The following is a 23,727-nucleotide window of genomic DNA, read 5'->3' as shown; positions in this document are numbered from 1 at the left end:
TGCATGCCCTGCCAAGGGGAAGGGGCAATCAGCACACTGTGCTATACTGGTCTGGCTCAGCCAAGGTCAGGAGGACCCTCAAATGATCATGCGGATATTCCAGGTTGTCATCCGGCCGGGCAAGGAAGCCGATTTCAGCAAGTTCTTCCATGAGACCGCCATTCCGCTAATGAAAGGCACCAAGGGCATCGTTACTGTCCTGCCAGGCGCGCCGCGCACCGAAACTCCGCGGGAGTTCAGCTTTGTGATGGTGTGGAAGGATCTGGCGTCGCTCAAGGCCTTCGCGGGCGAAGACTACACCAGTCCGCACATCGACCCGGCTGAGGCCGAATTGGTCGAGTCGCGCAGCATAAAACACTATGACTTGGTGGAAACCTGACCTTAGGCGCAGTTCCCGCTTGCAGGAATCTCTGCTGCTTGGCAAAGTCCCGGCGTTCTCAGGGCGGGGCGGAATTCCCCACCGGCGGTAAGCGGACCAAGTCCCGTAAGCCCGCGAGCGGCGTCTGTGTCCACAATCCGAAAAGTGGGAACCGGTTTTCGGGAAAATTGTGGAACAAGCATAGATGTGTCAGCAGATCTGGTGCAACTCCAGAGCCGACGGTCACAGTCCGGATGGAAGAGAACGTGCGTCAGGACCGTTCCGGGCTGCCTAGCCCTTTGCGTGCCTGCCGTTCGTGATCGCCTTGGGTGACGTGTCAAACCTATAGGAGATTACGACATGACACACACCCGCTATGCCTTCATCAAGGCGCAATGGCACGCCGGTATTGTGGACCGTGCGCTGGACGGTTTCCAGCAGCTGATCCCGGCGGATCAGGTTGATGTCTTTGATGTCCCCGGTGCTTTTGAAATGCCGCTGCTGGCGCAGGAACTGGCCAAAAGCGGAAAATACGCAGCTGTGGCCTGTGCCGCCTTTGTCGTCGACGGCGGCATCTACCGGCATGATTTTGTGGCGCAAGCCGTGGTTGACGGGCTGATGCGCGCCGGAATGGACACCGGGGTTCCGGTGCTGTCGGTGTCGCTGACCCCGCATCAGTACCAGGAAACCGATCACCACAACGCGATTTACAGCGCGCATTTCGTGGAAAAGGGGCGCGAGGCCGCCAATGCCGCGCTGATGATCGGCAAAACACGGGCAGCGGCGCTGGCTGCTTAACCCAAATAGGCCTTTAGCGCGGGCGGCGGATTGTCCAGCAAGTCCGCCGTTCCCTGCGGCGGATGCGCCTTGCCATCCGCCACAAGCACAACTTGACCCGTAATCCGGCGCGCGTCATTCGGATCATGGCTGACCATCAGCACCGTGGCGCCGCTTTCGCGCGCCAGTTCCGCAACCAGATCCAGCATCTCTGCCTTCAGCGCCGGACCAAGTGCCGCAAAAGGTTCATCCAGCAGCAGGATATCGCGGCCCTGCACCAGTACCCGTGCCAGGGCCACCCGGCTTTGCTGCCCGCCGGACAGAGCCGCAGGTTTCCGCCCCCCCATGCCGCCAAGACCAACCCGGATCAGCGCTGCGTCAATCTTTTGCCACTCCGCCTGGTTAAGCCGCAGGTTCGCATGCAGCCCCAGACCGACGTTCTGCGCCACGGTCAGATGCGGAAACAGGTTGCCGTCCTGAAACAGCATGGCGACCGGCCGCTTGCCCGGCGGCCTGCCGGTCAGGTCTGAGCCGTTCCAAGAGACGCGCCCACGGGTGACCGGCAGGAAACCGGCCACTGCTTCCACCAGCGTGGACTTACCGGCACCCGATGGACCAATCACCGCGACGCAGGCACCCGGCGCGATCTCAAGATCCGCCTCTACCACATAGCCGCCGTTCATGATCCGGCAATTCTCAAGCCTCAGCATGCCAGCGCCCTCCGCGGTCCAAAATCCAAAACGCACCCATCGACAACACCAGCAGGAGCAATGCAGCACCCGCTGCGGCCTCCATCCGGTAGGCCCCCATCAGCCTGTAAATCTGCAAGGGCAGCGTTGCGAAATCCGGATCGGCAAACAGCGTTACCACGCCCAGATCCCCCATCGACAGTGCCGCAGCCAGGCCCGCGGCAAACCCTGTCTGCGCCCGCATCCGGGGCAGATAGACCCGGCGCACAAAGGCCCAGCCCTGCATGTCCAGCGACAGCGACAACCGGCCATAGCGCCCCAGCACCTCCCGCGCACGGGGAACCAGGATGCGCATTGCAAAAGGCAGCGCCATCACCGCGTTGACCAGCGCCGTCACCGGCAGCGCCAGGGCAAAGGGGTCTGCGACGGGGTAGACCAGGATGAACAGCCCGGTGCCAATCACCAATGGAGAGGCCGCAAGCCCAAGAATGCCCGACAGTTCGGTCAGGCTGTTCCGGCCAGCTGCAACCGCAGCCGCCATCGGCAAGGCCAACGCAAGAAGGATTACAGTGCTAATTGCAGCCACCAGAATGGAGTTCCCCGCGGCCTGCCATACCGTGCCCTTCAAGTCAGCAAGCCCGGGCAGTCCGGCCAGCACGATCGCTGCCAGCGGCAGCAGTAAGAAACCAGCTGAAAGGGTAATCCAAACGGTGTCAAGACAGCGCGCCACAGCCCCCTGCCCGTCCCAGCGCCGCACCGCGCGGTCAAGGCCGGCACCGAACCCTTCGCCCGCCGACACCCGCAGCGCGGCAAGCGCAGCTGCGCCGGTCAGCAATAACTGCAACCCCGACAAAAGCGCAGCCCGGCCCAGGTCGAAATCAAAGCGGAACGCCTGATAGATGGCCAACTCGATCGTGGTCGCCCTGGGGCCGCCGCCAAGGGTCAGCGCAACCGCAAAACTGGAAAGGCAGATGGCAAAGACGACAGCCAAAGCACCCGGCGCCACCCGCCGGAGCATCGGCCCCTCTAGCAGCCGCCACATCGCCCACGGACCGGCATCCAACTGCGCGGCCAAACGGAAGCGTTCGGCCGGGATTTCCTGCCAGCCCTGCAGGATCAGCCGAGTCGCCAGCGGCAGGTTGAAGAAGACATGTGCCAGGACCACGCCGTGCAGGCCATAAATTTGCACCGGCTCCAGCCCGAACAGGCCGAAAAAGCTGCTCAGCCAGCCAGCCCGGCCAAACACCGCCAGAAGGCCCAGAATGGCAACAATCACCGGCAGAATGAAGGGGGCGCCAAGCAGGGCAATCAGCAATGCCCGCCCTGGAAACCGTCGCCGCGCCAATGCGCGGGCCACGGGTATCGCCAGACCGACGCTCAGCAGCGCCGACAAGCCGGCCTGAGTGAGCGTGAACCGCAACGCCGCCCAGTCGCTGGCACCAAATCCGGTTCCGGCCTCGGCCCTGAGTGCCACAGCACCCAAGGTTCCCAAGATCAGCGCGACGACAAGCAGTGCCGCGCTGATTCCGGGAACGGAGCTTACTGGCTGAGCGCGTCCAGCCATTCGCCAAGCGCTGCATCCCGCACCTCTGCCGCTTCAGTTTCGCTCAGCAGCAAGGACTTGCCTGGCGCGATCAGCGTTTCGAAACCCTCCGGCAGACCCGCAGCCGGTGTCACAGCAGGGTACATCCAGTTGGTGGTCGGAATGATCGACTGAAAGGCGTCGGAAACCATGAATTCCAGAAACTGGTCGGCCAGCTCAGACTGATCGGTGTTTGCCAGTTTGCCTGCAACTTCCACCTGCATGTAATGACCCTCGTCAAAGGCGGCAGCCGCCTTGGAGCCGTCTTCCTCAGCAATCAGGTGATAGGCGGGCGAGGTGGTGTAGGAAAGCACCATGTCGGCCTCGCCTTCCAGGAACATGCCGTAAGCCTCGGACCAGCCCTTGGTCACGGTGACAACGTTGTCAGAGAGACCCTTCCAGATTTCCGGCGCCTCATCGCCATAGGCGGCTTTCACCCACAGGAGCAGGCCCAGACCGGGGGTCGAGGAGCGCGGATCCTGGATCAGGATCTTCATGTCGCTGCTTGCCAGCGCCTTGAAATCCGACGGGAAATCCGCCTGTACCGCTGCATCGGCGTTATGAACAAAGGCAAAATAGCCCCAGTCATAAGGCACAAAGGTCGCGTCGTTCCATGCGACCGGCAGCGCAAATTCGGCGCTGACCGAATGATCCGCAAACAGGCCGGTTTCCTTGGCCGCCGCGGTCAGATTGGTGTCGAGACCCAGAACGACGTCTGCGTCCGAGCGCTCGCCCTCCAGCTTCACCCGCGCAAGCAACGCGGCGCCGTCGCCCGCGCCGACCAGTTTCAGATCGCAGCCGCAGACATCTTCGAACGCCTTTTCAACTGCCGGTCCGGGGCCCCAGTCGGAGACAAAGCTGTCGTAGGTATACACGGTAAGTTCCGGCGTTTCGGCAAAAGCCGCCGAGGCGCCAAGCAGTCCCGCGGCAAAAACAAGATGTTTCAAGCCATCCTCCTTTGCGGCGTTGGGCAAGGGTGGAGGCTGTCCAGTACCTTCCCTCCGCCGGTGTGATCCGGTTCAGGTTCAACGGGTTTCATCTCAGCGCTGCTGCGCACCCCGAGGTCGCGCGGACCTTATGCTCCAGGCGCCGCGAACACAAGCCAAAGCCCCGCCAGGACTTATGGCCCTTGGCAAACTGGACCGCAGCCAGCGCCCCCTCAGTTCCTCTGGCTGAAAATATCCCGGGGGAGCCGCCGCAGGCGGCGGGGGCAGCGCCCCGGCCCGCGTTGCCGCACAGGAATCCTCTTGAGGCACAGGCCCCTGCCCGCTAAGCACGTCCCGCAAAGGAGACCGCGCCTCATGTCGATGAACAGCTTTGGACACCTCTTCCGCGTCACCACCTGGGGCGAAAGCCACGGGCCCGCGCTTGGCGCCACCGTGGACGGCTGTCCGCCGAATGTGCCGCTGGAGCCGGAGATACTGCAGCAGTGGCTCGACAAGCGCCGCCCCGGCCAGAACAAGAACACCACCCAGCGCAATGAGCCTGACGCGGTAAAAATCCTGTCCGGCGTGTTCGACGGCATGTCCACCGGCACCCCGATTCAGCTGATGATCGAAAACACCGACCAGCGGTCCAAGGATTACGGCGAGATTTCCCAGACCTTCCGTCCGGGCCATGCTGACATCACCTATTTCCAGAAATACGGCAACCGCGACTACCGCGGCGGCGGCCGTTCCTCGGCGCGCGAAACCGCAGCGCGGGTTGCAGCGGGCGGTGTTGCACGTGAAGCAATCAAGGCGCTGGTGCCGGGGCTGGAGATCAAGGGCTATATGACCCGAATGGGTGAGCTGGAGATCGACCGCAGCCGGTTCGACTGGGATGCGATCGAGCAGAATGACTTCTGGATCCCCGATGCCGGCGCCGTGCAGGAGTGGGAAGATTACCTGCAAGGTCTGCGCAAGGCGCATGACTCGGTGGGCGCCGTTGTCGAAGTTGTCGCCCGCAATGTCCCCGCAGGCATCGGCGCACCAGTCTATGGCAAGCTGGACACTGATCTGGCCGCCGCGATGATGTCGATCAACGCCGTGAAGGGCGTGGAGATCGGCGAGGGCATGAATGCCGCGCGCCTCAAGGGCTCGGAAAATGCCGATGAGATATTCATGGGCGAAAACGGGCCGGAGTATTCCTCCAACCACGCCGGCGGTATCCTGGGCGGGATTTCCACCGGGCAGGATGTGGTTGTGCGTTTTGCGGTGAAACCGACGTCATCGATCCTCACCCCGCGCCAGTCGATCCGCAAGGACGGCTCGGCAGTGGAGGTCATCACCAAGGGCCGCCACGACCCCTGCGTCGGCATCCGCGCCGTACCGGTGGCCGAGGCGATGATGGCCTGCGTGATCCTGGACCACCTGCTGTTGCACCGTGGCCAGATTGGTGAGAATCAAGGCAGGATCGGCTGAGTATACGGCTCTAACAGCGGGTTTCCCGGCAGCCGAGATGGGAAAACACTCTCAGCTGTGATCGCCCGAGCATTGACTGTGGTCACCGAGAGCCGTCAGCACCTTGCAGCAGCCGCCATTGCCGCCGTCACAAAGATGGCTGATCCGCTCCAGCTCCGCCGCCAGCTGCTCCAGCTTGCGGATCCGGTCTTGGACATTGGCCAGCTGACTGCGGGCAATGCGGTCGGCTTCGGCGCAGTCATCTCCGAGATTCCCGTCCAGTCCCATCAAAGACTTGATATCTTCCAGCGGGAAACCGAGGTCGCGAGCATGTTTGATGAAACCCAGCGCGTTCATTCCATCCCGCCCGTAGCGGCGCTGGTTGCCGGCATTGCGACCGGGCTGCGGCAGCAGACCGATCTCCTCGTAATAGCGGATGGTGGGAACCTTTACGCCGGTGGCCTTGGACAGCTGACCGATGGAAAACATCTGCGGAACCTCTTGAAGCTCTAGTGACTAGAGGCCCTACATTGATCTCGAATCAGGAATGAGGACAAGAGAAATGGCAGGCTGCTGCAATCACAACGCCCGTTTTGACGGGGTCTCGGCAGATTATAAACGCAGGCTTTGGCTGGTAATCGTCATAAACGCCGGCATGTTTGCGGTGGAAATGAGCGCGGGCCAGCTGTCGGGCAGCCAAGCGCTGAAGGCGGACGCGCTGGACTTTTTGGGCGACGCGCTGACCTATGGTATTTCGCTGGCAGTGATCGGCGCCACCCTGCGCACCCGGGCACTGGCGGCCCTGGGCAAGGGCATCAGCCTGTTGCTGATGGGTCTGTGGGTGTTTGGCTCTACCGTTTATCAGGTGTTTTTTGTCGATGTGCCGCAGGCGCAGATCATGGGGGTGATTGGCTTTATGGCGCTGGCGGCCAATCTGATTTCGGTGATGCTGCTGGCACGCTACAAGGATGGCGACGCCAATGTGCGCTCTGTCTGGCTCTGCTCGCGCAATGATGCGATCGGCAATGTGGCGGTGATGATTGCCGCGTTTGGTGTCTGGGGCACGGCGACCGGCTGGCCGGACCTGATTGTGGCCGGCATCATGGGCGGGCTGTTCCTAAGCTCCGCCTTCCAGATCCTGGTGCAGGCGATGCGGGAATGGCGCGGGGAAGAGGCGCGCCCTGCGGCGCATCAGAACTAAACAACTGTGCCGCTTGCTGCACGGGCGGCGCCCTGCATTGTTCAGACAAACAGCCCTGCGTATACCTCGCGCAGGGCTTTCTGCTGCACCTTGCCCATGGTGTTGCGCGGCAGGGCCTCCAACAGGATAACGTCCTTGGGCTGCTTAAACTTGGCCAGCTGGCCAGACAGCGCCGTTTTGATGTCTTCTGAACTGGTGCCTGCGCCCTCCAGCACCGCCACGGCCTCTCCGAAATCCGGATGCGGCACGCCAATCACCGCGCTGTCCAGCACACCGGGCAGACCGTCGATCAGACTCGACACCTCCTTGGAGTAGACATTGAAGCCGCCGGTGATGACCAGATCCTTCACGCGTCCGACAATGGTGACATAGCCTTCAGCATCAGTCCTGGCCATATCGCCGGTGATGAACCAGCCGTCCGGCCGCAACTCTTCGGCGGTTTTCTCCGGCACCTGCCAATAGCCCTGGAACGCGTTGGCTCCGCGCACCTCCAGCACGCCGATCTCTCCGCCAGGCGCCCCTGCAACGTCCTTCATGATCCGCGCCTCAACCCCGGCAACTGAAAGACGGCGGCAGTGCATCTAGGATCGCATCCGCATCGAATCCTGGCAGGAAAACCACCTGGGCGCCAGCAAACAACGCGACATTTGCAGTCACAACAGTCCGTAAGAACGACCATAACCAGAGTATTGTATGTGGGCCTCGACGTCTCACTCGAGATGACCAGCATCTGTGTTGCCGATGCCGAGTGCGGAATGATCCATGAGGCAAAGGCGGTCCCGACATCGGCAAAGTGCTGGCTGGTATCGACGGCACTTTCGGGCGAGTTGGTTTCGAAGCCGGGCCATAGCCGCAGTGGCTTTACAACCGCCTCACGAGCGCAAGCTTGCCCGCAGTCTGCATTGAAGCGCGACATGCCAAGGCGGCGATGGCGGCCATGAACCGCAACAGGAATGACCGCAATGACGCCCGGTCTCTGGCGCAACTCATCCGCTCGGGCTGGTTCAAGGCTGTCCACGTGCAGTCGACGGTGAGCCAGGAGATGCGCACGCTCCTGATGTCGCGCGAGTTTTTCGTCAACAAGCTGCGCGACCACGAGAACGAGATCCGCGGACTTCTGCGCCCATTCGGGCTGAAGGCCGACCGTATCGCGGCGGGGGACTTCGAGGCCCGGGTGCGTGAACTTGTGGAGGGGCGCCCGAACCTCGAGCTCTGTATGTCCGCATTGCTTCGCCGGTGCACCGAGATGCAGACGCAACTTGCCGAACTCCACAGGGCGCTTTTGCGTCTCACCGCCAACGACGAACTCTGCCGCGGGTTCATGATCATCCCCGGAGTTGGCCCGGTCACGGCTCTGGCCCGGTCACGGCACTGGCCTTCAAGGCGACGATCGACGACCCGGGGCGCTTCCGGCGCTCGAGTGATGTCGGAGCTCACCTTGGCCAGACACCGAGACAATACCAGTCTGGAGAGACCGGCGTGAGGGGGCGCATCAGCCGGTCCGGCGATGCCTTCACTCGCACGGCGCTCTTCACTGCGGCCCACGTCATGCTCACCCGCTCGCGCCAATGGACGTCGATCCGGGCCTGGGGCTTGAGGATCGCAAAGCGGAGCAGTCTGAAGAAGGCGAAGATTGCGGTGGCGCGCAAGCTCGCCGTCGTATTGCATCGCATGTGGCGCGACGACGCCCCTTTCCGCTGGGGAGCCGCTGCATGGTCTGACCCCGAAGCCCTGGCGCCAGTTCGCCCAGGGCTTTGGCAAGGGTCCCATCAGGGACGGGGATCAGGCGAAGGCCGCACGTATGCCTGGCGCTGCTTCTGCGCGCAATCTCGCAAGCCCGCCGATTAGCATGGTCCGCCTCACCTTCGACCGCCAACATGCGGCGCGCCCTGCGACGGGCCGGCCGCGGACAGAAGCATGGCCCCATGACGGAACCGAAGCCGATCACACTTGACCAACAGCCCCCGATTACAGATCGCACTCCAGGCGAAGACGGCCTTTGAATCTTTCCACGAAGCCGTTTTGCACAGGCTTGCCGGACGCGATGCAGTACCTCTCGACAGACCGTTCCTCCTTCCGTTTCAGTATGGCATTCGACGTCAGTTCTGTCCCATAGCACGTCGGGAGGATTAGCCGCTGAGAGGTTATAGCCACGCGCGCAGCCCTCAAATCGCGCAGCGGGTGGCCATAACCGGGCCTCGGGTCTCAACAGTGGTTTTGCGTAACCCAAACCACTGTTGAGACCGGCTATGACCGCCGCCTAATCTACTGCGCCGACCTTATTGGTCGCCATCGACATCTCCAAACACCGCCACGAAGTTCTGATCAGTGCTCCCGGCAAGAAGCGCCGCCGCCGCATGACCATCACCAATACTCAGGATGACTTCGGGCGTTTGATGGCGGCTCTTTCCGGTTACGGCTTGCCGGTTAGGATCGGGTTCGAAGCAACCGGCAACTATCATCGGGCATTGGCGCATCATCTCGGCCAGGCGGGGTTCGAGATCTCGGCCAGGCGGGGTTCGAGCTGAAGCTCGTGTCCTCCGTGGGCTTGGCCCGGACGCGGGAGGCCCTGCACAACAGCTGGAACAATAACGACCCGAAGGACGCCCAGGTCATTCTTCACATGCTGGAGATCGGGGCCGTGCAGTTCTTCCATGATCCGCTGGCCACCGGAACCGCTGACATTCAGGAACTGTCAAAGACCCACGAGATCGTTTCGCGGTCGAAGACCGAACTCTGGCACCGCATCCTGACCCATTGCCTGCCTCTGTATTTTCCCGAAGCCGAGCGGTTTCACAGAAGCTCCCGGACGGATTGGTTCCTGGCGTTTCTCGAGAAGTACCCGTCGCCACACATGATCCCGGCCATGAGCCGGCAGGCTTTCATCGCCGATGCTTGGCAAGTCGTTGGCCGCAAGGTTTCCAAAGAACGCCTGTTTTCAGTTATTTACACGACTTCCGCGGATCTAGTCGGGCTTCCTGTCCGCCCGGATTCCGACGCAGTGCGCATGTTCCGCCTCGTTCTCGCCGAATGCCGCAGCCTGATCCGGCAGCGCGATGAGATTGAGGCGCGATCCGTCGAGCTCCTGTCCGATCTGCCTGACTATCAGCTGCTGACGACCATTCCCGGCATCGGCCCGATCAACGCAATGACCATCCTGGCTGAAGCAGGTGATCTGCGCCGTTTCCGGCATCACCGCCAGTTCCTTAAGATCTGCGGCATGCATTACCCGGAAGGCGATTGCACAGCAATCTGCCGAGAGCGATCTTGCCACCGTACAGTCAGGGATGTTCCGCGGGCAAAACAAGATCTCCAAATATGGCAATGCCCGGCGCCGGCGCACACTCTGGATGGCGGGCCAGACGGCCGCGTTGAATAAGACGAACAGCTTCCGCGACAAGTTCGAGCGTTACATCTCCAAGGACCGGCACAATGCCAATCTGCGCCGCAAGGCTATACCGCGATTGCTGCCAAGATGGCGCGCACTGTTCACGCCGTGGTCAAACACGGCGAACCCTATCGCCCCTTCTTCGAGGGGTGAGCCCAGGCGGAAGGACCTCTCTCTGCAGCAGCCGTGGAGACAATTCGCTGACCGCGTAGGTAACGTTCGGGCTTTCTGCTTGGGATTTGGGGACTCGGTTTAAGGACGGTGAAGACCGCCAGGGCGCGTCCCCTGTGTTTGCTATGGAAGAGATCATTTCTTGACGGCAGAACCCGTCTGGGCAAACCTGTCAGGGCGTCCGGAACTCCGGATGCTCCATGACCTGCTGACCTAAGTAACTGGAATTTCCCGACATAAGACGTTGTCGCTGACCAGCATTCAGAGATAGACGCGCGGATCAATCCCGGCCAGGGCACAGGCCCGCTGCTAGCCGCAATTCTTCTCTGCCATGGCCCAGTCCGCCGCTATTCGCCTTGCACCGGGCTTCAGAAGTTTTTTCCCAGCATCTTCTTGAGCTTTGCGTTCTCAGCCTCCAGTGCCTTCAACCGTTTGGCCTCAGACACTTCCATGCCGCCATCCTTCGAGCGCCGCTTGGAGTACGTGCCATCGCCCCTCTCGGGACATTGCTGCGCAATGTCCTGCCGGGCAGTGGATGCCATGCTTGCGGCACAGCTCCTTGGCCCCAATGCCGACTTGGTGTTCCTTCAGGATGCCAATAACCTGCTCTTCGTTGAAACGGCTTTTCCGCGTTGTCTGTCTCCACGCGTAGAGAACAGGCTAACGTCAAAACGCGGACATTTCCGGGGAGCAGGTCAGGAGCAACCCCTTGTAATTGTCACAACTAACCTCGCCTTCTGCGGCGCCAAGGCCAGGACTTGGTATTTAGTTCTTGCAACTTTCAAGTTGCACGGGCCGCGAAATTCGAGCGGATGTGAGAACATCCCCGCCCAAGCGAAACCATGCATGAGTTTGGGGGCTTGTTAAACATTCTACGTCCCGCCGGCATGTCGCGATACACAAAAAAAGCCCTGGCTTTTGCAAGCAAAGCCAGGGCTCTTCACTAGTCCGCTTTAACCGGCCTAACGGACGACAAATTCTGCATGCAATGCGCCGGCCGCTTTCAGGCTTTTGAGGATATCGATCATGTCCCGCGGCGACACGCCCAAGGCATTCAAACCTGCCACGACTTCGGACAGCGAAGTCGTCTCCGGCACTTCGGCAAGTTGGACGCCCTCTTCTTCCTCAATAGCTGCACCTGTGCGTGGAACAACAACCGATTCGCCATTTGCGAAGGGATTGGGCTGCACCACCAGCGGCGTCTCTTCGATCCGCAAAGTGAGGTTTCCTTGAGCCACAGCAACACGGGAAATCCGCACGTCGCTGCCCATCACAATCGTACCGGAACGCTGATCCACCACAACCCGCGCCTTGCGCTGAGGTTCAACCAGGATATTCTCGATCCGGCCCACGGCGTGAGCCGTCGAACGGGTATTTGTTCGCTTGATATCGATCTCGACAGTTCCGGAATCCCGCATCAGGGCAACGTTGCGGCCAAACTCATCGTTGATCGCCCGTTCAATCCGGCCAGCAGTAGTGAAATCCGGCTCCCGCAGGGCCAGACGCATGGAGCTAAGAGAAGACAGATCAAAGCCGATCTCACGTTCGACCCGGGCGCCCGAAGGGATCACACCAGCCGTTGGCACCCCTTGGGTTACCGTGGCCGCGTTACCTTCGGCAACCGCTCCACCCGCCAGAATTGTACCTTGGGAGACGGCATAAATCTGCCCGTCCGCAGCATTGAGCGGTGTCATGATCAGGGTGCCGCCCAGGAGGCTCTTGGAATCACCGATAGCTGACACTGTTACATCAATGGTGCTTCCAACCCGGGCAAAAGGCGGCAGTGTGGCGGTTACAAAGACTGCAGCAACGTTTTTTGGCCGGAACTGCTCACCGGTCACATTGACACCTAGCCGCTCCAGTATGTTGGACATGATTTCTTCGGTAAATGGCGAATTCCGCAGCCCGTCACCGGTGCCGTCCAAGCCGACGACCAGGCCGTAACCGACCAGATCGTTGCCGCGGACGCCATCAAATTCGACCAGGTCCTTGAGACGGATGGTATTTGCCTGCGCCACTGCGGGCAGCAGGAACAGGCAAGTGAAAAAGAGGCGAAGAAATACCAGCATCAGAGATAGTTCAACAATGAGAGCTGCGAGCTGCGCGAAGTGATTGTATAAAGACCTTCAAGCTGTGTTTGCGCTTCTTCCAACCGTGTATAGGTTTCATAAGGATCAGCTGAGACCAGGTTGTTTTTGACAATGCTCAAGCTGGTTTTCGAAGCTTCATTGCGGGTGTTCACCGCTTCAAGCTGGCCTTCGATAAAGCCGACATCCGCTTGCAACTGGATCAGATTGTCCACGCTATCCGTAAGTTCGCTGCTGGCCTGGCGGACCAGGTCAATTTTCACATCGTCCGTCAAACCGAGACTGGGTTCATTTGCCAAAGCTGTAATGACGTAGCTCTGCAACGCATGTTTTAGGTTGTCGTCATCAGCGCGGATGCCCAGTGTAACCTGTTCACCCTCGCCCACGGTGACAGGCTGCAGCGATGTAGTGGAACCGCTGTACATGACAGTGTCGAAGCCAGCTGGATCATCAAACCAGTCCTTCACGGCTTGAATAATGTCATTGCTTGTCGTCAATCCGGAGACCTCAGTGAGGATGGAACTCATAAGGGTGCCGGTGTCATTAAGCGGCTTGGTATCCGTCGCAGTGCCTGCAAAGATTGTCCGCCCGCCAACAGATGAATTCAGCAGGTTGATTGCACTGGATATTCTTTGCTTCGCTTGGCTTCCAAACTGCTCTGCATTTTCCACGTCAATAGCAGGTGACAGTGTCAGGATGTCATTCCGCATCGCTTGCACCTGGCTCTGAACCTTATCAAGGCTGCCTTGGGTCGTGGTGGCAAACAGCTGCACTTCGCTATTGGCGACCATATAGCTGTCGAGCCGGTTCAAGGAGTTTTCGAGATCCGCCAGATAGGTATAGTCACCGCCCAGACGCTCGGTCAGGTTGGACGATTTTCCGGTAGCAAACTCTTCGGAGAGCGTGGTTATATTCTGCTGCAATTCCGCATTGCGGCTGCGGAGAAAGAGGTGCTGCGCCATATCACCATAGGAATTCAAAATCATGCGTCAGATCCTCAATAGTGTATCCATAAGTTCGTCGACAACGCTGATCACCCGGGCATTGGCCTGGTAGAACTTTTCCACCAGCAACAGGTTCTGCAATTCAGCATCCGTATCAACGCCAAGCCCCAGTTCCGCTTGGCTCAATTCGTTGAAACTGGCCGCCGCAAAGGTCGATGCGCGTGACGCTGTTTCATTGTCCTGGGCGAACCGCGACAACAGGTTTGCACTCAGCGTCGAGGCTGTCATGTTCGCTGTGCCTAGCCCGACAGAAGATACCGTCCGGGTGGTGTTCAACGTGTCGGAGTAAGCCTGCAGCAAGCTGGAATCACCTGGATCACCTTGACCCGCTGCATATAGGCCGTCGCGGAACCGCCATGTTTCTCCGGTGCCATCCAAGGCCACCAGATCATTCAATTCAATGCGGTTAGAGATACCGACGAAGTTTGCCGGGTCATAGAAACCGCCATCATCCGTGAAGATGCCGGCGTCGGCGACGCCAATGGTGGCATCCAGTGCAGGATCCTGAAACCGCTCGATCAGATCAGCGGCCATTGTGTCAAGATCCTCTTGCGCTTCCACAGCTGTTACATCCCGGATTTCGAACTGGGCTGTAAGCATGCCACCCCGAAGTGGCCCGTCCGGGCTGGTGTCAATCACCTTGCCATTGACCTCAAGGCCGGAAATCAGTGCATTGCCCAGTGTCATGTGCGGAAGGATATCCCGCGACGGAGTAAAGCTCAGCTCCGACGCTTTGCCATCCAACAACATAACCCCACCGGTTGAGTAGAGCGTCAATTGGCCATTACCGCGCCGGACGACATTGACTGGAATGATTTCGTTAACCTGATCAACCAGTTGATCCCGCTGGTCATGCATCGCCACTGCATCCATGCCACCGGCTTCGACGACCATAATACGGGCATTCAGTTTTTCGATTTCCTTCAGCGCCTGGTTCACGGTTTCAACCTGAGAGCCGATCGCATTGTCAGCGTTGATCCTCAGATCCCGCAACCCTTCAGCCGTGCGGGAAATCGAGTCGGCCAGCGAATTCGCCTTCACGGCCAAATCATTCAGCCTGGGCTGTGAATCCGGGCGAGAGACTGCCTCAATCAATGAAGACTCGAAATCCGATAGGTGCGAGGCCAGTGACATCTCGTCGTCAACTGTGCCAACCAGATCGGACATCCGGCCGTAGAAATCAGACTGGATCCTGGACGCGCCGTAGTCTGCCTCAGCAACTCTGCGGTTAGTGATCAGAACCGGGTCGTTGATGCGCTGAACATGCCCGACCCGGACACCGGGAACACCCGCTCCAGGGCTGTTCAGATCCAACACCCGGCGCGAGTAACCAGGTGTCAAAGCGTTGGCCAGGTTTTCCGAAACCACTTGCGAGGACCGGCTGGCCGCGGTCAGCCCGCTCATCGCGCTGTTCAGGGCGGAATAAATAGACATGTTCAGCCTGCTTTCGTGAAGCCAATGTCAGGGGGCATCAAGCGCATTAGCGCTTGATGTTGGTGGTTTCCTGCAGCATTTCGTCAACCGTCTGGATGACCTTGGCGTTGGACGAATAGGCGCGCTGGGTCTGGATCATATCCGTCAGTTCGGTCGCCACATCCACAGCGGATTCTTCCTGGGCATAACCCAGAATTTCACCCGTCGGCCCGTCGCCGGCATCCCAAAGGTAGAAATCCCCGGACTCATCAGTCGGCATGTAAGTTTGCGAATCCAATGCCCGCATACCGTTGACGTTGGAAACATCTGCCAAAGGAACCTTGTAGATCACCTTGGTATCGCCAGAGTCATATTCTGCTATGACTTCACCGCTCTCGTTGATCTCAACCGAGACAAAGGAACCAACGGGATTGCCGTCTTTTTCAGTGGTGCCTGGAACGAATTCATCACCGAGCTGGCTCATACCGGTGTTGCCGCCGATGGTGCCAATGTTAATTTCGACCGGCCCGCCCGCAACGTTAATTGTCACTGACCCTGCGGCGCCATCGTATGCACCGCCGGTAACAGTTGCCACGCTCGCAAGAGAACCGCCCGTGGTACTGCTGTCATCGAAAGTCAGCGTGTATTCCCCGATATTGGCCGCCCCTGTTGCCGAATCAACAATCTCCATCGTCCATTCATTGGTGCCAGACGTTGCCGGCAGTGTCGCAACATTGGGCGTGTAGGTAATGGTTAGTTCTTCGGCATTGCCCATGTTGTCATAATACAAAACAACCTGTTCTACGGGATCGCCTGACGCTCCAACATCTGTCTCATCTGCGGGCAGGTTGGCAGTCAGGCTGATTTCTGTTGTTGGTTCCGCAGATAGCCGGTTCAGGTCGACATGGATCGGTTCCAACGCATCAGATGTATCGCGTGCCGCATCCGGCACTGTACCATCAGCCAGCGCCGGCCAGCCCATCAGCACCAGGCCCGATTCTGTCGTCAGGTATCCATTGGAATCTGTACGGAAAGACCCGGTCGTGGTCAGCATCATTAACGGGTCGCCGCCAGCCTCCACTTCAGTGATCGAGGCCACGGGCAGCATGCCTCTTCCGCGCACGGCGAGATCAGTGGCATTGTTGGTCGATACCAGCGGGCCGCGCTCATCAATCAGGCGGACATTGGTGGTGCGGACACCACCAGCCGAATAGGTGCCTCCTGAATTCGACAGGACCATGGAATGGAAATCTGTTTCAACCCGTTTGTACCCCCGGGTCGAGGAATTGGCGATGTTATCGGAAATGGAAGCCAACCGGCTGGCGTTGGCGCTCAATCCTGAAACACCCGCGTTCAGCGACGAAGAAATGGTCATAGCGCGCCTTTCTGCTGCATCTAATCATTCTGGATGCAACAGCTAGCGCAGGAGCGATTAACGGGCGGCTAACAGATAAAATATGACTTATCTGCTAGCCGCCTGTCGCAATGTTTTCAGTGGCTTATTCGCGTAAAAGGATGATTTCGATCCGGTCATTACGGGCTGCCATCGGGTTTCCGACCGCCAGCTTGCGGTCGGCATGGCCGGTCACCCGGTGAATCCGGCCTGCTGCCAGTCCGCCTGATTCGAGCAGCGTCCGTGTTTTGTCGGCTCTGTCGTGGGACAGCTCCCAAACCGGATTCTTTGCCAGCACAACCGGATGGGACCGGATGTGGCCACCGATGGCTACATTGCTGGTAACATTTTCCGACACCCGGGCAATCATCCTGACCAGATCGCGGAACAACGGCGTAGGCTCAGCAGCATCCTCTTTGAACAGCGGCATGTCTTCTGTGGCAAAAAGTTCGATGATCAGCCCTTCGTCAGTGACCCGGGTCACAATGTGGCGGGCCATCGCAACCGTCACCATGCTCTCGCCGCCACGTCCAGACAATTGTTCTTCGATTGCGCGGAACTTGGAGTCTTCTTCCTCGCGCTTCTCGTCGGTCTCGACTCCGGTATCCCCCTGCGCCTGCTGGGCATCCATAGGGTTAATGTCCGTTGCCCCGGTGCCCGATTGCGGCTGAATTTCCTCGGTGAACATGCTGTCACCCTGAAACGCACCATTGCCGCCGCCGGAGACCCGGCTTAGCGGAATTGACGGCGAGAAGTAATCCGCCAGACCCTTGCGTTGTTTTTCCGTCGTCGCGTTCAGCAGCCACATCAGCATAAAGAAGGCCATCATCGCGGTCACGAAGTCGGCATAAGCCACTTTCCACGCGCCACCGTGATGGCCATCGCCACCACCTGATTTTTTCTTCTTGATGATAATGGGCGCCACATTGCTTTGTGCGCTCATATCCACCACCACTATTTTCACCCATCCCCGGGATAACAGGCGGCGCGTTAAACTGGGCTTAACAATTAAACTTGCCGGCAGTTCTGTGCCTCCGCACGGCAATTTCCGCCAAGACCAGGCGGTTCATTTGCGGAAGTTGCCCGCAACACTATGGCAAAGCCCCGGCAGGAATTGCTGCATCTTAAAATCCACTTATCTTGGCATCGAACAATCTTATCAAAGGTTGATCAAGAGCAACCAGCCCAAGCGCGCCCAGCGCTAGAGTCTCCTCAACACGGCACATGAGACACAAAAAGGAGAACACTATGCTGACCCGCAGAGCCGCATTGATGGGAGCAGCCGGTGTAGCAGCGCTGCCCGTACTCGCCAAAGCCGCCAAGGCTGAAGGCACCACTGTCCACGAGGCCGCTGCACCGGCGGACCTGTCCAGCCTGCAGCGTATCAAGCGCGAACTGGTTGCCCCGCCCTTCGTGCATGAGCACGAGCAGGTGGCTCCGGGTGCGCCGCGCATTGTCGAATTCGAGATGAAGATCGTCGAGAAGGAGATTGAAGTCGATCAGGGCGCCTATCTGCAAGGCATGACCTTCAATGGCTCCATTCCGGGGCCGCTGATGGTTGTCCATGAAGGCGACTATGTGGAGCTTACCCTGATCAACCCGCCGGAAAACATGCTGCAGCATAATATCGACTTCCATGCGGCCACCGGCGCCCTGGGCGGCGGCGCGCTGACCCTGGTCAACCCGGGTGAGAAGACCGTGCTGCGCTTTAAGGCCACCCGCCCCGGCACCTTTGTCTATCACTGTGCGCCGGGCGGTCCGATGATCCCATGGCACGTCGTGGCAGGCATGGCCGGCTCAATCATGGTTCTGCCGCGAAACGGGCTTTCAGACCACAATGGCGATCCAGTCAGATACGACCGCGTCTACTATATTGGCGAAAACGAGTTCTACATTCCCAAGGACGAAAACGGCGACTACCTGCGGTACGAGGATGTAGGCGAAAGCTACCCTGATACCCTTGAAGTCATGAACGGGCTTATCCCCAGCCACGTGGTGTTCAACGGCGCAGTTGGTGCGCTGACCGGTGAAACCGCGCTGAAGGCCAAACAGGGCGAGAAAGTGCTGTTCATCCACAGCCAAGCCAACCGCGACAGCCGCCCGCACCTGATCGGCGGCCACGGCGACCTGGTCTGGGAGGCCGGCAAGTTCAACAACGTACCGGACCGCGACCTGGAAACCTGGTTCATCCGCGGCGGCTCCGCCGGGGCTGCGCTCTATGAATTCCTGCAACCGGGCGTCTACGCTTATGTGAACCACAACTTGATCGAGGCGGTGAACCTTGGCGCAACCGCGCATGTGGTGGTCGAAGGCGAATGGAATAACGACCTGATGGAACAGGTGGTCGCCCCGACCGAATACTCCGGCTCCTAAGCTTGGGCCTGGTGTGATCTCTCAAGGGCGGCTGCATTACGCGGCCGCCCATTTTTTGTTTTCTTGGGAGCATACCCATGAAATTCGAACTAATCACTGCTGCGCTGGCCGCCGCGATCAGCATTCCCGGTCTTTGGCTATACGCCCCGGAACCGGCGACGCATGCCGAAACCGCCGTCATTGCCGCGGCCACAATCCGTTACCGGCCGATCGGCAATTTCCACCAAGGTGGCAAAAGCGTGGTGCCGCCGGAACAGATGCGGCAAGTGGCAGCATTCGAGATCATGAAACATCAGGTCTCGCATGCCGAATATGACGCCTGCGTGGCGGACGGCGGCTGCAAGCGGGCAGATGCAAACCCGGCAGATGGCAGCCGGCCGCAAACACACGTCAGCTGGCATGACGCCACCGCCTACGCGCAATGGTATTCAAAGAAGACCGGCCAGCCGTGGCGGTTGCCGGATGAGGCGGAATGGCAACTGGCTGCAGCTGAAATCTTTGGCGACGCTTCGGTTGAGACGGATAGCACCGACCCGGCCCAACGCTGGCTGCGCCAATACGCCCGCGGGGTGACACTGCGCGGCCTGCCAGGACCGGCGCAGGATCCCAAAACCGAACCCGGAACCAACAGCCACGGCCTCAGCGGTCTGGGCGGCAACATCTGGGAATGGACTGCCGGCTGCATGCAGAACGGCGAGTTGCGCAAAGATGGCAGCCTCGCATATGGCGATCCATATTGCAGCGCACGCATTACCGGCGGCCGGCACCGGGCCGTAGTGATCGACTTCATACGCGACGCCAGTGTGGGCGGCTGCGCGGTCGGATTGCCACCGGATTACCTGGGGTTCCGGCTGGTCAAGGACGGCTGACTGCTAAGCAGAAGGGGGTCTCCCGCGCCCGCAGGAGCCCCGGATGCACCGGAGCCCCTTTATAGCCTTGGGCCCGGCAGCTGCGCTGCGCCTTCTGTTGCGAAACCGTTCAAGGACCAATCTGCTTTGAACGGATTTTCCTGTTTTGATGTTCAATTCCCGCCTAGATTGAACCCGCGCCCGGGCGCAGCGCATAGCCCCGGTGCCGGCAATCGAATTGCATTGATAGGGAAGGCCGCGCTGTGCCCCAGCACAGCGCCACGCCCAACTGTGGGGGGCCTCTGGAAAGAGGCCCTGTAACAGGCGGGAGCGCCCGGCTTTTGGATCAAGAGGCCCGGCTGTAGCGCACCCCTTCAGGCACATGGGCATCAAAGCAGCTTGCGATGATCCGGGTCAGCGGCCGGCCTTGGGCCAGGATCGTCAGTGCCGCATCATCCAAGTGCACCAGATCGCCGAACCGCGCCGCGATCTGTGCCAGTTCCGCATCCAGCATCGCTGCAAGGCTTCCGAAACGCTGCTTCAGCTCTGCCCGGTTCAGCCGGAACTCGCACATCAGCATCTCGATAGCACGGCCGCGGAGCAAGTCTTCATCGCTCATCACATGGCCACGGGCGCCAGTCAAATGCCCTGCCTCGACCCTTTGCACATACGCAGGCGTGGCAGCTGCGTTCTGGATATAGCCGCCGGCAAAACGGGAAATCGACGATGCGCCGAATCCAATCAGCGTCGGGCAGGTGTCATCGGTGTAACCCTGAAAATTGCGGCGCAGATGTCCGGTGCGGGCTGCTGCCTCCAGCCCGTCGCCGGGCTTGGCAAAATGGTCGATGCCAATGGCGGCAAAACCCGCCGCGGCGAATTTTTCAGCTGCCAGGCCGGCCAGATGGTATCGCGCCAGATCGTCCGGCAGCGTCTCCTCCTTGATCAGCTTCTGCCGCTTTGCAACCCAAGGCACATGCGCATACCCAAATAACGCCAGCCGGTCGGGAGCCAGACTCAGCACTTTTTCCACCGTGTCCGCCATCCGTGCCTGGGTCTGATGCGGCAGGCCATAGACCAGATCAGCGTTCAACGAGGTGATCCCCGCCGCGCGCAGATCCTCGACACAGGCCTTGGTCACGTCAAACGGCTGTTCGCGGCCAATTGCCTGCTGCACCAGCGGATCAAAATCCTGAATGCCGATGCTGGCGCGGTTCATGCCCTCTGCCGCCAGCGCTGCTATTTTGTCGCGGTCGACCATTGTGGGGTCGATCTCCACTGAGAACTCCCAGTCTTCGGTTTGCGGAAACACTGCCTTCACCGCTTGCGCCAGCCGGTGGATCAAAACGGGCGGCAGAATGGTCGGCGTTCCGCCGCCCCAATGCATCCGCCCCATCCGCAACCCTTTTGGCAGCAAAGGCGCCACCTGTTTCAGCTCTTGCTCCAGCGTGCCAATGTAGCTTTCCACCGGGCTCAGCGTCTGAGTACCTTGTGTGCGGCAGGCGCAAAACCAGCACAGACGCTCGCAAAACGGTATATGCAAATAAACGGAAACCGGCACACCCGGATCCAGCGCCTGCAATTCGCGGGCCTGATCCGCGGCGCCGACGGCTGCTGTAAACACCGGCGCGGTTGGGTAGGATGTGTAGCGGGGCACCCGGCTGTCGAACAGCCCAAGGGCTTGGAGGCGGTCAATCTGTTTCATGACTTTGGTATGCCCCTTTTCAATCACCTCCACTTTGCGCAGGATCAAATCAGACGTTGTTTTGACGTCTGTTGCCGCGCCAGAGTCGTTTCTTCAACACGATGATTTAAAACCTAAAAAACATATATCTGTGATTCCTTCAGAAATCCGGCGTCCACGTGCATTTTCCGTTTGACGCCCCCGGCAAACCGCCTTATACGCCGGTCTCACGACACCTGCCCAGGTGGCGGAATTGGTAGACGCGCTAGCTTCAGGTGCTAGTGTTCGTAAGGACGTGGAGGTTCGAGTCCTCTCCTGGGCACCATTCCCCGAAGAAAAAACTCTGCACTTCGCAGTTGCAGATAGCCATTTGCTTAAGCGTGAATGCGCCCGCCGTTTCCAGCAGGCACAAGGGCAGATTTCAGGCCGCCGTGTATTGCGGTGCCGTCGCCAGAAACCGGCCATAAGCGCTGGCATCCGGTGGTGCAAATTGCTCAACCAGCGGGTTGGAGCGCTTCCACTGCGCCGCCCCCATATCCATCAGCAGTTCGTCAAAATGCTTGAAATGGAACGGTGCCGAGCACAGTCCGCCATAGATCTGCGCGGCAGGCCGTTCCTTGCGGCGCCAATCAAGCATCATTTGGATGTTGTCCTCCATCTCTGCCCGCGAGGGCTGTTTCTCCAGCTTGCCGTCAGCAAAGCGGACCAGCCAATTCGCCACCAGCTCCGCCGATAGAATCGTGCAAAAGCTGGAGTTGAAACCGACAAAGCCCATCTCCGGCAAGTCCGGGTTCACCGACAGCCGGTAGGTCCGGTACTGGCCATCAGCCTCGATCAGCTTGTCCAGATGCCGCTGGGCCAGATAGGGGATGCCCAGCTTCCAGCCCACCGCCGAGATCACCAGGTCAGCGCCGATTCTATCGCCGTTTTCCAGCGCCACCTCATCGCCCTCATACCGCGAAATCGTTGTGCGCCGCGGAATGATCGAGCCGCTTTTGAATCCCTCAAACAGACCCGGCGTCACAATCGGAACCGAACAGGATACATCCTGTTCGATCGGCACATCGGGCACCATATCCCACTTCTTCAGCCCCAGTTGCAGCTTCAAAAGCGTCTCTAACCCACGGAAATTGACCCAGATCAACGGTTTCGCCAGGCTATAGATTGCCTTGTGCAGCCAGCTGCGGCCCCAACCGTTGAACTGTGCCTCTTGGGCCCGCATATACAGCAGCTTCTTGAAATTGATGCCGCCGACGAAGTAAGGAATCCGCCAGACATTCTGCCGGTAGACCAGATGCACCTGCCGCGCACCATTCTGCACTGCATTCACCGCCACATCGGTGGCGGACTTTGAGCCGCCCAGCACCACCACCCGCTTACCGCGCGCATGGCCAGGGTCGAGGTACTCCGAGGAATGCATAACATCCCCGCCTTGCGCCGTAAAATCTTCCTGCCCGGGATGGCTAAGGATGTTCTTCTCCGAAAACTGGCCTGTGCAGACGACAGCGAAATCCACGTCCTGCACGCGGGTTTCGCCGTCCGTCTCGACCACCAGCCGCCAGCCCGGCCGCCCGTCCGGGCGCCGGTCCATCTCCTGTACAGCGGCGTTCAACCGAAAATGCCGGTGCAGATCGTGCTTGTGAGCGTAAGAATGCAGATAGGCATGCACCTGCGGCCCCTTGGGCCATTCAGGGTACTCCTGCGGCATCGGGTGGTCGGTATAGCAATAAAGTTCCTTGGGCGACTGCGTCTGCACCCCAGGATAGGAGCGCGATGGCTCCCATACTCCACCCAGGTCATGGCTGCGTTCAAACCCCAGAACCTGATGCCCCTTTTCCGCAAAGGCTTTGGCTGCAGCCAGACCGCTTATTCCGCCGCCGATCACGGCAACCGTTTTGCGCTTTACCATGTTCCGCTCCCTCATTCCGCCGGAGGCGGCAGGAAGTCGACCTCATGCAGCGCCGAGATCCGCACCAGTTCTTCCGGGTCGGTCACGCCGTCCAGCGCACAAAACAAATCGAACAGCTTGCGCGACGGAGCTACCCCAAAAACACAAGAGGCCGCAGCGCCCGAACGGTTAAAGATGCCATGCGCCACTCCCATCGGCATCCGCACAGTGTCGCCCGGCCCGGCCCGAAAAACATCACCGCCGAATTCCACCTCCAGCGCACCCTCCAACAGGGTGATCCACTCATCCTGCGCAGGATGAATATGCGGCGGCACAAATGTGCCGTCCGGGATCAGCGCGTGCCAGATGAACGCGTTTTCGCTGTGCAGCTTGGGGGTGTAGGTGTGGCCAACTACGTTCCAGGACAGGCCCTCCAGCCCCTCGGCCGCCTTGGTAATTCCCCGATCCAATGCCATGCTTTCCTCCCATTTTT

18 protein-coding genes, 1 tRNA gene, 5 pseudogenes and 2 riboswitches are annotated in these 23,727 nt (G+C 59.8%); of the genes and pseudogenes, 9 read left to right on the top strand and 15 right to left on the bottom strand.

What is annotated here, in order from left to right; all coding sequences use genetic code 11:
* Positions 1 to 82: 82 nt before the first annotated feature.
* Both ETW24_RS20300 and ETW24_RS20295 read left to right on the top strand, forming a co-directional pair.
* Complete coding sequence (locus ETW24_RS20300; RefSeq protein ID WP_129372719.1) at positions 83 to 379, top strand: antibiotic biosynthesis monooxygenase family protein; 297 nt, start codon at positions 83 to 85, stop codon at positions 377 to 379.
* A 50-nt stretch (positions 380 to 429) separates the two neighbouring features.
* Positions 430 to 628, top strand: a riboswitch (FMN riboswitch).
* Between the two features lie 90 nt (positions 629 to 718).
* Positions 719 to 1,156 carry a 6,7-dimethyl-8-ribityllumazine synthase gene (locus ETW24_RS20295; protein WP_129372718.1) on the top strand — a complete coding sequence of 146 codons (438 nt, stop codon included), beginning with the start codon at positions 719 to 721 and terminating at the stop codon, positions 1,154 to 1,156.
* On the opposite strand, the gene ETW24_RS20290 is transcribed toward ETW24_RS20295, so the two are convergent.
* The 3 genes from ETW24_RS20290 to thiB are packed head-to-tail and all read right to left on the bottom strand — an operon-like array spanning position 1,153 to position 4,353.
* On the bottom strand, positions 1,153 to 1,845 hold the full coding sequence (locus ETW24_RS20290; protein ID WP_129372717.1) for a thiamine ABC transporter ATP-binding protein: 693 nt from the start codon (positions 1,843 to 1,845) through the stop codon (positions 1,153 to 1,155). The two genes, ETW24_RS20295 and ETW24_RS20290, sit on opposite strands and share 4 nt — an antisense overlap.
* Positions 1,832 to 3,388 carry a thiamine/thiamine pyrophosphate ABC transporter permease ThiP gene (locus ETW24_RS20285; RefSeq protein WP_129372716.1) on the bottom strand — a complete coding sequence of 519 codons (1,557 nt, stop codon included), beginning with the start codon at positions 3,386 to 3,388 and terminating at the stop codon, positions 1,832 to 1,834. Before ETW24_RS20285 ends, ETW24_RS20290 begins: the two co-directional genes overlap by 14 nt.
* A complete protein-coding gene (thiB, locus tag ETW24_RS20280) occupies positions 3,364 to 4,353 on the bottom strand; it encodes a thiamine ABC transporter substrate binding subunit (RefSeq protein ID WP_129372715.1) in 990 nt (329 codons plus the stop codon). Before thiB ends, ETW24_RS20285 begins: the two co-directional genes overlap by 25 nt.
* A 32-nt stretch (positions 4,354 to 4,385) precedes the next feature.
* Positions 4,386 to 4,477, bottom strand: a riboswitch (TPP riboswitch).
* A gap of 230 nt (positions 4,478 to 4,707) precedes the next feature.
* Here thiB and aroC point away from each other — a divergent pair.
* Positions 4,708 to 5,808 carry a chorismate synthase gene (aroC, locus tag ETW24_RS20275; protein WP_129372714.1) on the top strand — a complete coding sequence of 367 codons (1,101 nt, stop codon included), beginning with the start codon at positions 4,708 to 4,710 and terminating at the stop codon, positions 5,806 to 5,808.
* A 51-nt stretch (positions 5,809 to 5,859) separates the two neighbouring features.
* Here the strand turns inward: aroC and ETW24_RS20270 are convergent, their stop codons facing one another.
* Positions 5,860 to 6,276, bottom strand: coding sequence for a MerR family transcriptional regulator (locus ETW24_RS20270; protein WP_129372713.1), 417 nt, complete (start codon positions 6,274 to 6,276; stop codon positions 5,860 to 5,862).
* A gap of 73 nt (positions 6,277 to 6,349) precedes the next feature.
* Here ETW24_RS20270 and ETW24_RS20265 point away from each other — a divergent pair, with 73 nt between their 5' ends.
* A complete protein-coding gene (locus ETW24_RS20265) occupies positions 6,350 to 6,988 on the top strand; it encodes a cation transporter (protein WP_129372712.1) in 639 nt (212 codons plus the stop codon).
* Positions 6,989 to 7,029: 41 nt separating this feature from the next.
* Here ETW24_RS20265 and ETW24_RS20260 read toward each other — a convergent pair.
* Positions 7,030 to 7,542: pseudogene (locus ETW24_RS20260) on the bottom strand (AMP-binding enzyme); the annotation flags it as partial.
* 165 nt (positions 7,543 to 7,707) lie between these two features.
* Here ETW24_RS20260 and ETW24_RS20255 point away from each other — a divergent pair.
* Positions 7,708 to 8,692: pseudogene (locus tag ETW24_RS20255) on the top strand (IS110 family transposase); the annotation flags it as partial.
* Between the two features lie 273 nt (positions 8,693 to 8,965).
* On the opposite strand, the pseudogene ETW24_RS24960 reads toward ETW24_RS20255, so the two are convergent.
* Positions 8,966 to 9,103: pseudogene (locus tag ETW24_RS24960) on the bottom strand (integrase core domain-containing protein); the annotation flags it as partial.
* Positions 9,104 to 9,270: 167 nt separating this feature from the next.
* On the opposite strand from ETW24_RS24960, the pseudogene ETW24_RS20250 reads away from it, so the two are divergent.
* A pseudogene (locus tag ETW24_RS20250) lies at positions 9,271 to 10,529 on the top strand (IS110 family transposase).
* Between the two features lie 401 nt (positions 10,530 to 10,930).
* Here the strand turns inward: ETW24_RS20250 and ETW24_RS20245 are convergent.
* The 6 genes and pseudogenes from ETW24_RS20245 to ETW24_RS20220 all read right to left on the bottom strand — a co-directional run.
* Positions 10,931 to 11,147 (bottom strand): annotated as a pseudogene (locus ETW24_RS20245) (transposase); the annotation flags it as partial.
* 362 nt (positions 11,148 to 11,509) lie between these two features.
* Entirely contained in the window at positions 11,510 to 12,616 is a 1,107-nt protein-coding gene (locus ETW24_RS20240) for a flagellar basal body P-ring protein FlgI (protein WP_129372711.1), read from the bottom strand.
* Complete coding sequence (locus ETW24_RS20235) at positions 12,616 to 13,620, bottom strand: flagellin (RefSeq protein ID WP_129372710.1); 1,005 nt, start codon at positions 13,618 to 13,620, stop codon at positions 12,616 to 12,618. Before ETW24_RS20235 ends, ETW24_RS20240 begins: the two co-directional genes overlap by 1 nt.
* A gap of 3 nt (positions 13,621 to 13,623) precedes the next feature.
* The gene (flgK, locus tag ETW24_RS20230; RefSeq protein WP_129372709.1) at positions 13,624 to 15,072 is read right to left on the bottom strand and encodes a flagellar hook-associated protein FlgK; all 1,449 of its coding nucleotides are present in this window, start codon (positions 15,070 to 15,072) and stop codon (positions 13,624 to 13,626) included.
* 46 nt (positions 15,073 to 15,118) lie between these two features.
* A complete protein-coding gene (locus ETW24_RS20225; RefSeq protein WP_129372708.1) occupies positions 15,119 to 16,426 on the bottom strand; it encodes a flagellar hook protein FlgE in 1,308 nt (435 codons plus the stop codon).
* Positions 16,427 to 16,550: 124 nt separating this feature from the next.
* Positions 16,551 to 17,387 carry a flagellar motor protein MotB gene (locus ETW24_RS20220; protein WP_129372707.1) on the bottom strand — a complete coding sequence of 279 codons (837 nt, stop codon included), beginning with the start codon at positions 17,385 to 17,387 and terminating at the stop codon, positions 16,551 to 16,553.
* 305 nt (positions 17,388 to 17,692) lie between these two features.
* Between ETW24_RS20220 and nirK the strand changes: the two genes are divergently transcribed.
* Both nirK and ETW24_RS20210 read left to right on the top strand, forming a co-directional pair.
* Complete coding sequence (gene nirK, locus ETW24_RS20215) at positions 17,693 to 18,817, top strand: copper-containing nitrite reductase (protein WP_129372706.1); 1,125 nt, start codon at positions 17,693 to 17,695, stop codon at positions 18,815 to 18,817.
* A 77-nt stretch (positions 18,818 to 18,894) separates the two neighbouring features.
* Positions 18,895 to 19,686 (top strand): formylglycine-generating enzyme family protein, encoded by a 792-nt coding sequence (locus ETW24_RS20210; protein WP_129372705.1) that lies wholly within the window; start codon positions 18,895 to 18,897, stop codon positions 19,684 to 19,686.
* A gap of 325 nt (positions 19,687 to 20,011) precedes the next feature.
* Here the strand turns inward: ETW24_RS20210 and hemN are convergent, their stop codons facing one another.
* A complete protein-coding gene (hemN, locus tag ETW24_RS20205; RefSeq protein ID WP_129372704.1) occupies positions 20,012 to 21,367 on the bottom strand; it encodes an oxygen-independent coproporphyrinogen III oxidase in 1,356 nt (451 codons plus the stop codon).
* Positions 21,368 to 21,584: 217 nt separating this feature from the next.
* On the opposite strand from hemN, the gene ETW24_RS20200 reads away from it, so the two are divergent.
* Positions 21,585 to 21,671, top strand: a tRNA-Leu gene (locus tag ETW24_RS20200).
* A gap of 96 nt (positions 21,672 to 21,767) precedes the next feature.
* Here ETW24_RS20200 and ETW24_RS20195 read toward each other — a convergent pair.
* Both ETW24_RS20195 and ETW24_RS20190 read right to left on the bottom strand, forming a co-directional pair.
* Positions 21,768 to 23,255: a flavin-containing monooxygenase gene (locus tag ETW24_RS20195; protein WP_129372703.1), complete on the bottom strand. Its 1,488-nt coding sequence runs from the start codon at positions 23,253 to 23,255 to the stop codon at positions 21,768 to 21,770.
* An 11-nt stretch (positions 23,256 to 23,266) separates the two neighbouring features.
* Positions 23,267 to 23,710, bottom strand: a complete 444-nt coding sequence (locus tag ETW24_RS20190) for a cupin domain-containing protein (RefSeq protein WP_129372702.1) — start codon at positions 23,708 to 23,710, stop codon at positions 23,267 to 23,269.
* Positions 23,711 to 23,727 lie beyond the last annotated feature (17 nt).

It is taken from the genome of Leisingera sp. NJS204 (assembly GCF_004123675.1).
GTDB lineage: Bacteria > Pseudomonadota > Alphaproteobacteria > Rhodobacterales > Rhodobacteraceae > Leisingera.
Note: the sequence above shows the minus strand (reverse complement) of the source record. Positions and strands in the feature narration are given on the sequence as shown.

Bases quoted from the DNA above. Each gene is read 5' to 3' on its own strand.
- ETW24_RS20300 (WP_129372719.1), top strand. From the start codon at position 83: ATGATCATGCGGATATTCCAGGTTGTCATCCGGCCGGGCAAGGAAGCC.
- ETW24_RS20295 (WP_129372718.1), top strand. From the start codon at position 719: ATGACACACACCCGCTATGCCTTCATCAAGGCGCAATGGCACGCCGGT.
- ETW24_RS20290 (WP_129372717.1), bottom strand. From the start codon at position 1,845: ATGCTGAGGCTTGAGAATTGCCGGATCATGAACGGCGGCTATGTGGTA.
- ETW24_RS20285 (WP_129372716.1), bottom strand. From the start codon at position 3,388: ATGGCTGGACGCGCTCAGCCAGTAAGCTCCGTTCCCGGAATCAGCGCG.
- aroC (WP_129372714.1), top strand. From the start codon at position 4,708: ATGTCGATGAACAGCTTTGGACACCTCTTCCGCGTCACCACCTGGGGC.
- ETW24_RS20270 (WP_129372713.1), bottom strand. From the start codon at position 6,276: ATGTTTTCCATCGGTCAGCTGTCCAAGGCCACCGGCGTAAAGGTTCCC.
- ETW24_RS20265 (WP_129372712.1), top strand. From the start codon at position 6,350: ATGGCAGGCTGCTGCAATCACAACGCCCGTTTTGACGGGGTCTCGGCA.
- ETW24_RS20240 (WP_129372711.1), bottom strand. From the start codon at position 12,616: ATGCTGGTATTTCTTCGCCTCTTTTTCACTTGCCTGTTCCTGCTGCCC.
- ETW24_RS20235 (WP_129372710.1), bottom strand. From the start codon at position 13,620: ATGATTTTGAATTCCTATGGTGATATGGCGCAGCACCTCTTTCTCCGC.
- flgK (WP_129372709.1), bottom strand. From the start codon at position 15,072: ATGTCTATTTATTCCGCCCTGAACAGCGCGATGAGCGGGCTGACCGCG.
- ETW24_RS20225 (WP_129372708.1), bottom strand. From the start codon at position 16,426: ATGACCATTTCTTCGTCGCTGAACGCGGGTGTTTCAGGATTGAGCGCC.
- ETW24_RS20220 (WP_129372707.1), bottom strand. From the start codon at position 17,387: ATGAGCGCACAAAGCAATGTGGCGCCCATTATCATCAAGAAGAAAAAA.
- nirK (WP_129372706.1), top strand. From the start codon at position 17,693: ATGCTGACCCGCAGAGCCGCATTGATGGGAGCAGCCGGTGTAGCAGCG.
- ETW24_RS20210 (WP_129372705.1), top strand. From the start codon at position 18,895: ATGAAATTCGAACTAATCACTGCTGCGCTGGCCGCCGCGATCAGCATT.
- hemN (WP_129372704.1), bottom strand. From the start codon at position 21,367: ATGAAACAGATTGACCGCCTCCAAGCCCTTGGGCTGTTCGACAGCCGG.
- ETW24_RS20195 (WP_129372703.1), bottom strand. From the start codon at position 23,255: ATGGTAAAGCGCAAAACGGTTGCCGTGATCGGCGGCGGAATAAGCGGT.
- ETW24_RS20190 (WP_129372702.1), bottom strand. From the start codon at position 23,710: ATGGCATTGGATCGGGGAATTACCAAGGCGGCCGAGGGGCTGGAGGGC.